Source organism: Rhizobium quercicola (genome assembly GCF_021168455.1).
Classification (GTDB): Bacteria; Pseudomonadota; Alphaproteobacteria; order Rhizobiales; family Rhizobiaceae; genus Ferranicluibacter; species Ferranicluibacter quercicola.
This window is the reverse complement of sequence record NZ_JAJOZR010000005.1, coordinates 336,974-346,870: the sequence shown is the minus strand read 5'-3', so window position 1 is coordinate 346,870 and position 9,897 is coordinate 336,974. Positions and strand designations below refer to the sequence as shown.

Here is a 9,897-nt window from a genome sequence, read left to right as displayed (position 1 = left end):
TCTGGCGGGGTGGCCGCACCCGTTCCCATTCCGAACACGGCCGTGAAACGCCCCAGCGCCTATGGTACTTCGTCTTAAGACGCGGGAGAGTCGGTCGCTGCCAGGTCTGCTAAGCGCAAACAAACACTTCATCTTCTCAAACACCCTCAGTCCTATTCCCTTCCGCGGGGTGGAGCAGCCCGGTAGCTCGTCAGGCTCATAACCTGAAGGCCGCAGGTTCAAATCCTGCCCCCGCAACCAAACAAACACAAACAGACCTCACACAATTGCAAAAACCCCCCCCCGACGCGGCAGCGTGCGGGGGTTGTGGCGTTTCGCGCGGTTGTCAGCGAGCGCATGATCGCTGTGCGGAATGCTGCTAAATGCCATGTTCGGTCCGAGATCAAGCGATCGTCCTTCTCAGACCAAGCTCATGATCGAGAACGTGTTCGCACACATCCTTCTTTCCAAGACGCGCAGCCCTATGTCGTTCTCTCGCATGGCATCGCCATGCGTCCGGCATCAAGCAGCCGGCACGGATCACGGCGGGACGAACGCGGAGAAGGCATGCGATGATAGCGAAGGATCAGGCACTCGGAAACCATGTGGCCATCGTCACCGGGGCCAGTTCCGGGATCGGCATTGCCGTTGCCGAGGCTATGGCGCAGGCCGGTGCGGCGGTGATCGTCAACTACCGCTCTCAGCAGCAGCCGGCCGAAGAGCTGGTCGCGAGCATCACGGGCAAAGGCGGGAAGGCGCTCGCGGTTCAGGCCGACGTCTCCCGGGAAGACGATGTCGTCAGGCTCTTCGATGACGCCGTCACGGCGTTCGGCCGCGTCGATGTGCTCGTCTCAAATTCCGGCGTTCAGAAGGATGCGGCCATCGCCGATCTTTCGCTCGAGGACTGGAACACCGTCATCGACATCAACCTGACCGGCCAGTTCCTGTGCGCCCGCGAGGCTGTGCGCCGTTTCCGATCGCAATCCCGGGACGGTCGGCCCGCCCGCAGCGCCGGCAGCATCATCGCCATGAGTTCCGTGCACGAGATCATCCCCTGGGCCGGTCACATCAACTATGCCGCGGCCAAGGGTGGCGTGCGAATGCTGACGCGGTCTCTCGCGCAGGAAGTCGCCGCCGACGGAATCCGGGTCAATGCCATCGCGCCGGGCGCCATCCGCACGCCGATCAACAAGGACGCGTGGGAGACCGATGCGGCGCTGACGAAGCTTCTCCGGCTGATCCCCTATGGGCGGATCGGTGAACCGGACGATGTCGCCCGCGCGGCTGTCTGGCTCGCATCCGATGCGGCCGACTATATCACGGGCACGACGCTCTTCGTCGATGGCGGCATGTCTCTTTATCCGGAGTTCCGTGACAATGGTTAAGCCGAACCGCGCCATCAGCGAGCATGGTATCGTCGGAGACATGGAGACCGCCGCGCTCGTTGCGCAGGATGGGGCGCTCGATTACCTCTGCTGGCCGGCGCTCGACAGCCCGACGATCTTCGCCGAGCTTCTCGACGCGGAGAGGGGCGGCGCCTTTACGATCGTCCCGCAGCTTGCCGATCCGCGCAGCCTTCAGCTCTATGTCCCCGAGACCAACGTGCTGATCACCCGGTGGATGGCGGATGGCGGAAGTGCTGAGGTCCTGGACCTCATGCCGCATCCGGACGCCCGCGTTCACCCCGGGCACACGGCCCGCTGCGTTCTCCGCCGGATCTCGGTGACGCGGGGAACGATGGCGTTCACGATCCGGTGCGCGCCCCGTTTCGACTATGCCCGCGAGATCCCGAACAGTGCCGCCATCGATGGCGGCGTGGCGTTCACGGGCAAGGATCTGACGATGCGTCTCTTCGCATCGATCCCCCTGACAGCCACGGACGGCGCGGCCGAGGCGACGTTTACGCTTTCGGCCGGCCAGACGGCCTGGTTCACGCTCGGCGGCGACGATCTCACCATGTCCGACGACGCGATGATCTCGGCCGAGATCGCGGAGACGACGGCCGCCTGGCGCCGCTGGGCCGGCAAGGCGACCTATCGCGGCCGCTGGCGCGAACAGGTGCTGCGGTCGGCGCTCGCCTTGAAGCTCCTGACCTCGCGCGAGCACGGATCGATCGCCGCGGCCGCGACCTTTTCGCTCCCCGAAGCGATCGGCGCCGGACGGAACTGGGACTATCGCGCGACGTGGATCCGCGATGCCTCGTTCACGGTCTACGCGTTTATGCGGCTCGGCTTTCTGGAGGAGGCGCAGCATTTCGGCCGTTGGGCCGGCCAGCGCGTCATGGCTTCGGACGCCGACCATCCGTTGCGCATCATGTATGCGATCGACGGATCGGAGGCGAAGGACGAAGAGGAACTGCCGCATCTCGCCGGCTATGCTGACAGCCGGCCGGTACGGATCGGGAATGGCGCGAACGTCCAGTCCCAGCTGGATATTTTCGGCGAGCTGATGGACAGCGTCTATCTCTCCAACAAATATGGAGAGGCCATCAGCCATAATGGCTGGCAGCACGTTCGCAACATCGTCGAATATGTCATCGAGCACTGGCAGAAGCCGGATGCCGGGATCTGGGAAATGCGGTCGGAGCCGCGCCATTTCCTGCATTCGCGCCTGATGTGCTGGGTGGCGCTCGACCGTGCGATCCGGCTTGCGAAGAAGCGTTCGCTGCCGGCACCGATCGTCCGCTGGGCGGAGTGCCGCGACGCCATCAATGCCGATGTGTGGGCGAATTTCCGCCATCCCGAGCATGGCTACTTCGTCCAGGAACGCGGGGGAACGGCACTCGATGCCGCCCTTCTCATGATGCCGCTCATGCGCTTCGTCTCCTCGACCGATCCGGTCTGGCTGAAGACGCTCGATGCCATCGGCGAGCAGCTCTGCGACGACGGCCTCGTCTATCGCTATCGCATCGAGGATGGCCTTGCGGGCGAGGAGGGGGCTTTTACCACCTGCACGTTCTGGTATGCCGAGTGCCTCGCCCGGGCCGGCCGCGTCGACGAGGCACAGCTGACGATGGCCAAGGGCATGCGTTATGCGAATGTTCTCGGCCTCTTTGCGGAAGAGCAGGACGTGCGCGGTCGTCAGCTCGGCAATTTTCCGCAAGCCCTGACGCATCTTGCGTTCATCAGCGCGGCCTTCTTCACCGATCGCCGACTGGATCCCTCCCATCGTCCGAACTGGCAGCCGTAACACGCTGCGGAGATCTCGAAACGACCTTCAGAGCCGGGTCGCACCCGATGCGCGGGTGTCCCTGAAAATGAAGGTGCAACATCCGGGTCTGCCCGGGTGAACGTCTGGACCGCCCAACGGGATATCACGAGGGAAACGCCCGTCCTCGAACGTGATCGAGGTCGCAGGGTGCGGGGAAATCGGACATGATGTCGTGTCGTCGCCCGCGTTCCGAAAACCGTTCTCCATGCCCTTCATCCCGCTTCCGTTCGTCGTTGCTCTTCTCTTGCTCATCCTTCTCGCCGTCGTGCTGCGGCGGGATGGGGGATCGACGCGCAATCTTCCTCTGCTGGCCTTGATCGTCGTGAGTATCTGGCAGTCGGTCCTGTCGGGTTTGCGATGGGGCTATGATGTGCGGGCGGTGATGGTTCTTGCGCCTGTGGGGGCGGCGATCGTGCCGCCTTTGGCCTATGCCGGGGTCGTCCAGCTCGTCCGGGGAACGCGGCGCCCGGGGGCGAAGGGCCTGATGCTTCATGCGCTGCCGGCGCTGACCGTCTGTCTGCTCATCCTTGCGTCGCGTGATGCGATCGATCTCGTTCTCGTCGGGGTTTTCGTCGGCTATGCCCTTGCCATTCTGCGCCTCATGCTGCCGGGCGCGGATGCCTTGCGGCTGGCACCGTTCGAGGGGGCTGTGCCGGCCTATCGCGCCATTCTGTTTACGGCCTTCTGTCTTCTTTTGTCGGCGGCTGTCGATACGTTCGTGTTTCTTGATTTTCTCTGGACGCATGGCGACCATGCGCGGTCGGTGGTCGCGATCGGAAATCTCGGTCTGCTGGTGATCCTGTCGATCGCGGCTGCGGCGACCGGCTCTCTGCCGGAGCCGGCCGTCGTCGCCAGCCCGCCCCCGGCGCTCGATGCTGCCGAAGATGCGGGGACGATGGCGGCGATCGATACCTTGATGCAGGCAAAACGGGTCTATCGCGATGTCGATCTCAATCTCGATCGGCTGGCGCGGAAAGCCGGCATTCCGGCGCGGCAGATCTCCGTTGCGATCAACCGGGCAACGGGCAAGAACGTCTCGCAATATGTCAACGAGCAGCGCATCGCGGAGGCGTGCCAGCTGCTCGCGGAAACCGAGAGGTCGGTGACGGACATCATGCTGGATGTCGGTTTCCAGACGAAATCGAACTTCAACCGCGAGTTCAAGCGCGTGACGGAGATGACGCCGTTGCAATGGCGGGAGCGCGCGTCCTCGATCGCGATCTAGCACGGTCTCGATCCTGTTTCCGGTCTCCAAAGGGCCGGCAGCGGTCCAGACTGGCGGCATGAACCATCATATCGACCATCCCCCACGACACGCTCTGTCGCTTGCCGAGACGCTCGGCTCGCTTTCCTTCGAGCCCGTACCGGCTCATCTCCCACCGCGAGGGCTTTCGCGACGGTCCGTTCTGGCTTCAGGCCTGCTGGTCCTCGCGGCGGGTCTTGGTGGCACGGCGATTTTGGCACCCGGCTGGGTGCCGTCCTGGATGGCAAACCAGCCTGTGCACCCGCCGGGCGAGACCGGTGCGCTCGGGCATATCGCTCCGGGTGTGGCTGCCGGGCATGTTGCGCCACCGGTCGCACCGTCGCCTGCGCGGGAGATCACCGGATCGGGCTTCGTCATTCCGGAGCAGGGCACGCGCGTTTACTCCAAATATGAGGGCCGCGTCGTCGCCGTCGCGGTGACGGCAGGCGATGTGGTGGTGCGGGGGCAGGCCCTCGTCGTGCTGGAGGATCGCGATGCCCGCTTCGGGCTGGAGCAGGCGCAGGCCGGCAAGGCCGCCGCGGGACTGCAGGAGGTCGCGCGGCGCATCGACCTTCTCCAGTCCGAAACGGAGCGCGACCGCATGGAGCGCCTGTTCGTCAGCGATGCGGTTTCGAAGCAGGCGCTCGAGCTCGCCCGTCTTCGGCAGCAACAGGCCGAGAATGCCGCGGCACAGGCGCGGCAAGCCGTCGAGAGTGCCGATATTGCGCTTCGCATGGCGCGGGATCGCCTCGACGAGCAGACGGTTTCCGCCCCGTTTGCCGGAATGGTGACGGGCCTCTCCGTGCATGTCGGGGATACGGTTCTTGCCCGTGCCGACAGCGTTCGCGAAGACCAGAGCCTGCTGACGCTGACCGACATGGACCGCCTGGCGATCGATGCGGACGTGGCGGAGGCGACGATCGCGACGCTGACGCAGGGGCTCGGCGGCGAGGCGGTGCTCGATGCCTTCCCGGAGCAACCCTTCCGGGTCGCGATCCGGCGCCTTGCGCCGGTGGCCTCGGCCGAGAAGGGGACGGTGACGCTTCGCCTCGATCTCGTCGATCCGCCGAAAGGCCTGCGGCCCAACATGGCGGCGCGCATTCGCATTCCCATCACCACGACAGGAGACATCGCGCAATGACCGAAGCGCAGGACATCGACATCCAGCTTGAGGGCGTCAGCAAAGCCTATCGCATCGGGGGGCAGACGATCCCGATCTTCTCCGGCCTCGACCTTGCCATCCCCAAGGGGGACTTCGTGGCCGTCATGGGGCCTTCGGGTTCGGGCAAATCGACGCTTCTCAACCTGCTGGCCGGGATCGACCGGCCGGATGCCGGGCGCGTGCGCATCGGCACGCATAGCCTCGACCAGATGGGCGAGGCGGCGCGCGGGTCCTGGCGGGCGCATCATATGGGCATCGTCTTCCAGTTCTATAATCTGCTGCCCATGCTGAACGCCGCCGAGAATGTCGAGCTGCCGCTCCTCTTGAAGCCGTTGTCGGCGCGTGAGCGGCGTGTGCGTGTGGCGCGCGTGCTCGATCTCGTCGGGCTCTCCGGACGCGAGCGGCACTATCCCGGCATGATGTCGGGCGGGCAGCAGCAGCGGGTCGGCATTGCCCGTGCCATCGTCGCCGATCCGGGCTTGCTGCTCTGCGACGAACCGACCGGGGATCTGGATCGCGCCTCTGCCGATGATGTGCTGGAGATGTTGCAGACGCTCAATCAGGTGCTGGGCAAGACGATCGTGATGGTGACGCACGATCCGCAGGCGGCGCGTCGTGCAAAGCGGACCCTGCATCTGGACAAGGGCGCCTTCGTCGAAGACGCGAGGGTTGTCGCATGACCTTTCTCGATCTTGCACGACGAAACGCCTTCCGCAAACCGCTGCGCGCCGTGCTCCTCATGGTCTGCATCGCCACGGCATTTCTGATCTATGGCTTGACGACGAGCTTTCTCGCCGGGACGCAGGGCGCATCGGCGGCAAGCGAGGACATTCTCGGCGTGACGACGAGCGCCGGCGGGCGGATGCAGGCTCTGCCGATGGCTGCCCTCTCGCCTCTGGCCGCCATTCCCGATGTCGCGGGGGTCGCCTATGTCACGCGATTGCGCGGCTTCGTGGACGTCGAGAAAAATGTCGTGGCGGTGAGTGCGGCCGACATGGCGCGGCTGATGGACGTCAACGGCAAAGGCCTCGGGCTGACGCCGGCGCTTCTCTCGGCCGTGGACATGGCGCGCGACAGGGTGTTGGTCGGGCGGGCGCTTGCGGATGCGCAAGGATGGACGGTCGGGCAGCGGGTCACGGTCACGGCGTTCGACGTCGCCAGGCAGGAAGGCGGCCGTGACTGGCGGTTCGAGATCGCGGGCATCTTCGAGGGCGAGACGGCCTCCACCGACACCTATTTCATGATCGCGCGCTATGATTATGTGAATGCCGCGCGTGCCCGTGGACGCGACACGGTCGATGCTTTCGTGGTGCGGCCCTCCGCACAGGTGTCGCCGGCGGTGCTTGCCGCCCGCATCGATGCGCGGTTCGCCAATTCCGCCAGCCCCACGCGCACCCAGTCGGAAAAGCAGTTCCTCGAAGCCTTCCTGCGGCAATATGCCGATGTCGGCCTCATCGTGAACCTCGTGGTGGGCGCGGCCTTCGTCACGCTGCTGATGATCGTCGTCAACACGATGATCTTCGCCATTCGGGAGCGGACCTTCGAAATCGGCGTCCTGAAAACGCTGGGTTTTTCCGGCTCCCAACTCGTCATCCTTCTCCTCGTGGAGACGGGCTTCATCTTTCTGCTGGGCGGAGGTGTGGGGCTCATCCTCGCATGGCTGGCCAGCCAGATGGCCGGCCCGGAACTTGGGCTCGTGTTTTCGCCCGCGGTGCTCGTCAGAGGCGTGGCGATCATGATCGCCCTCGCTCTTGCGACCGGTGCGCTTCCGGCCATCGCGGCGCTGCGCATTCCCGTCATCAACGCCTTCAGAACACGGTGATCCTCATGTCCACACTTCTGCGACAGACCGGCATCATGGTCCGGGTCAATCTCCTCAGCCTGCCGCGCCGCCTTGCCATTTCCCTGTCGATGGCCTTGTCCATCGCCCTGGTGGTTTGCGTGCTTGCGGGCTTTCTCGCTCTCGCCAAGGGCTTCGAGACGGCCCTTTCCGGGGCGGGCTCGCCGATGGTCGCGGTCGTTCTCGGCGGTGGCGCGCAGCAGGAGAAAGGCTCGGATCTTCCGCCCGACATCATTCGATCGCTGGAAGCGACGACGGAGGATATCGGCGTGATGCGCGACGACAGGCAGCGGCTCGTCTCGTCACGGGAGGTGGTCGTCGCCGTCGATGTAGATGTGGCCGGCGCCGGTGCGGTTCGCACCGTCGCGGTCCGCGGCATGGATGCCGCCGGTGCCTCCATGCGCGATCGGATCGCATTGTCGGAGGGGCGGCTCTTCTCGCCGGGCGCGCGGGAGATCGTCGTGGGTGACCAGCTTGCCGCGACGCTCGGGTTCACGGTCGGCCAAAGCGTGCGTCTCGGCGCAATCGACTGGAGGGTCGTCGGGCGGTTTTCTGCCCATGGCAGCGCGTTCGAGTCCGAGATCTGGGCCGATCTCGATGCGGTGCGCGCGGGCTTCGACCGAGAGAACGCGGTGCAGAGCCTGCGTTTGCGGCTGATGGAGCCGGAGGGCCTGGCGCGCTTGCAGGCCCGGCTTTCGACGCTCGGCACCGTGCCTCTCGTGGCGATGACGGAGGCGGATCTCTATGCCGCCCAGTCCGGCCGCACGGCGCTGCTCATCCGGCTGTTTGCCTGGCCGCTGGCGCTCCTGATGGCCATCGGCGCGACGGCCGGGGCGCTGAACACCATGATGAGTTCCGTGTCCGACAGGACGGTGGAGATCGCCACGGTCCGCGCGCTGGGGTTCCAGCGGTTTGCGGCTTTCGTCGGAACGTGGGTGGAGGCCCTGTGCCTTGCCGCGGCCGGCGTCGTTCTGGGGCTCGTCGTCTCCTGGCTCGGGTTCAATGGCTGGCAGGCGAGCACGATCGGGGCCAACAATGCCCGGCTGGCCTTCCAGCTGTCGGTGACATCCGATGTCGCCACCGTCGCCGGCCTGCTCGGCCTTGCGATCGGTGCTCTCGGCGGCCTCGTCCCGGCTTTCATGGCCACGCGCTTGCCGCTGACCGCGGCGCTTCGGGCACGGGGCTGAGGCTGCGCTACATCTTCCGCCGGAAGGTGATGACCGTGAGCTCGGAGGGGCGCCCGAGGCGCAGTGCGAAGCCGGGCCAGAGGCCTGTCCCGTTGTTAACGTAGAGCTGCAGGCCGCCGACGGTGTAGAGGCCGGAGACGAAGCCGTTGTTCGGCTTTGCGAAGAGACGGTCGAGGCCGAGGATCAGGCCGCCATGCGTGTGGCCCGACAGCTGCAGGGCAACGCCGGCGGCAGCGGCGCGTGCCGCTTCGCGCGGCTGGTGATCGAGAAGGATGATGGGCGCGTCTGCCGGCGCGCCGTCGAGCGCCTTGGCAAGATCGGGGCCGGACTGGCCGTGGGCGCTCGCGGAAAGGTCGGTGACGCCCGCAATGGTGATCGCGGCATCGTCCCGCGTCACGGTGACGTGCTGGTTCTCGAGCACCGTCATGCCGAGCGCGGCGAAATGCGCCATCCATTCGGCATAGCCGAAGAAATACTCGTGATTGCCGGGAATGGCGATCACGCCGTCGCGGGCGCTCAAGCTTGCGAGCGGCGCGACATCGGCCCGCCGATCCGCCAGGCTGCCGTCGATCAGGTCGCCGGTGATGACGATCACGTCGGGCGCAAGCGCATTGGATGTCTCGACGACGGCCTGCGCCCAGGCTTGCGGGAAGAGCCGGCTGATATGCATGTCGGTCAGCTGCAGCATCCGGTATCCTTCAAAGGATGGCGGCAGGTTGGGGATGGCGATCTCGATCGATCTCAGCGGGGGAACACGGACGGCCTGCGAGACGCCGAGGGCGGCCGCAGCCAGTGCCGTTGCGCTCATGGCATAGCGAATGCCCGGGGGAACCGTGATGAGCCGGCCTTTGAAGAGGGCAATTAGCAGCGACACCAGATCGAGCGCGATCTGCAGGACCGCCAAGAGGGCGATGGCGCCGAAGAGCAGGTTGAAGCCGATCACCAGCCAGCGCGGGAACTCCGGCGAAAAGACGGAGCCCGAGGAGAGGCGGCTGACGAAATGGTATTGCGAGGCGAGCAGCAGGACGATCGCCAGCAGCGCCTTGACGGACCAGAGCCACGGCAGCGGCTGGATGAACCGGACGAGGACGACCAGCCAGGGGAGTCCGAAGATGAGATGAAACATGCGGTTCCGGATATGAGAATGACGTTGGGGTCCGGTGTAGCATACGGCACCCCGCAGGCCTTGGACTTTTCGCATCGCGAAAAGGTCCTCTGCCCCGACACCCGCCGGGCCTTGGGTTCCACCTCTCAGGATCGCGTTCATACGATCCCG

8 protein-coding genes, 1 tRNA gene and 1 rRNA gene are annotated in these 9,897 nt (G+C 65.6%); 9 read left to right on the top strand and 1 reads right to left on the bottom strand.

All coding sequences use genetic code 11. The annotated features are described in order from the left end of the window. From rrf to LRX75_RS10045, 9 genes are all read left to right on the top strand, one after another. Nucleotides 1-106 (top strand): 5S ribosomal RNA (rrf, locus tag LRX75_RS10085); the annotation flags it as partial. Nucleotides 107-163: 57 nt separating this feature from the next. Beyond that, nucleotides 164-240, top strand: a tRNA-Met gene (locus tag LRX75_RS10080). Nucleotides 241-551: 311 nt separating this feature from the next. Beyond that, nucleotides 552-1,364: a glucose 1-dehydrogenase gene (locus LRX75_RS10075; protein ID WP_231813940.1), complete on the top strand. Its 813-nt coding sequence runs from the start codon at nt 552-554 to the stop codon at nt 1,362-1,364. After that, on the top strand, nt 1,357-3,168 hold the full coding sequence (locus LRX75_RS10070) for a glycoside hydrolase family 15 protein (RefSeq protein ID WP_231813938.1): 1,812 nt from the start codon (nt 1,357-1,359) through the stop codon (nt 3,166-3,168). Before LRX75_RS10075 ends, LRX75_RS10070 begins: the two co-directional genes overlap by 8 nt. A 226-nt stretch (nt 3,169-3,394) precedes the next feature. After that, on the top strand, nt 3,395-4,414 hold the full coding sequence (locus tag LRX75_RS10065) for a helix-turn-helix domain-containing protein (RefSeq protein WP_231813936.1): 1,020 nt from the start codon (nt 3,395-3,397) through the stop codon (nt 4,412-4,414). Nucleotides 4,415-4,472: 58 nt separating this feature from the next. Further along, nucleotides 4,473-5,573, top strand: coding sequence for an efflux RND transporter periplasmic adaptor subunit (locus tag LRX75_RS10060; protein WP_231813934.1), 1,101 nt, complete (start codon nt 4,473-4,475; stop codon nt 5,571-5,573). Beyond that, on the top strand, nt 5,570-6,274 hold the full coding sequence (locus LRX75_RS10055; RefSeq protein WP_231813932.1) for an ABC transporter ATP-binding protein: 705 nt from the start codon (nt 5,570-5,572) through the stop codon (nt 6,272-6,274). Before LRX75_RS10060 ends, LRX75_RS10055 begins: the two co-directional genes overlap by 4 nt. Beyond that, entirely contained in the window at nt 6,271-7,416 is a 1,146-nt protein-coding gene (locus LRX75_RS10050; protein WP_231813930.1) for an ABC transporter permease, read from the top strand. Before LRX75_RS10055 ends, LRX75_RS10050 begins: the two co-directional genes overlap by 4 nt. A gap of 5 nt (nt 7,417-7,421) precedes the next feature. Further along, nucleotides 7,422-8,621, top strand: a complete 1,200-nt coding sequence (locus LRX75_RS10045) for an ABC transporter permease (protein WP_231813928.1) — start codon at nt 7,422-7,424, stop codon at nt 8,619-8,621. A gap of 7 nt (nt 8,622-8,628) precedes the next feature. Here the strand turns inward: LRX75_RS10045 and LRX75_RS10040 are convergent, their stop codons facing one another. Next, a complete protein-coding gene (locus LRX75_RS10040; protein ID WP_231813926.1) occupies nt 8,629-9,747 on the bottom strand; it encodes a metallophosphoesterase in 1,119 nt (372 codons plus the stop codon). Between the last annotated feature and the right edge of the window lie 150 nt (nt 9,748-9,897).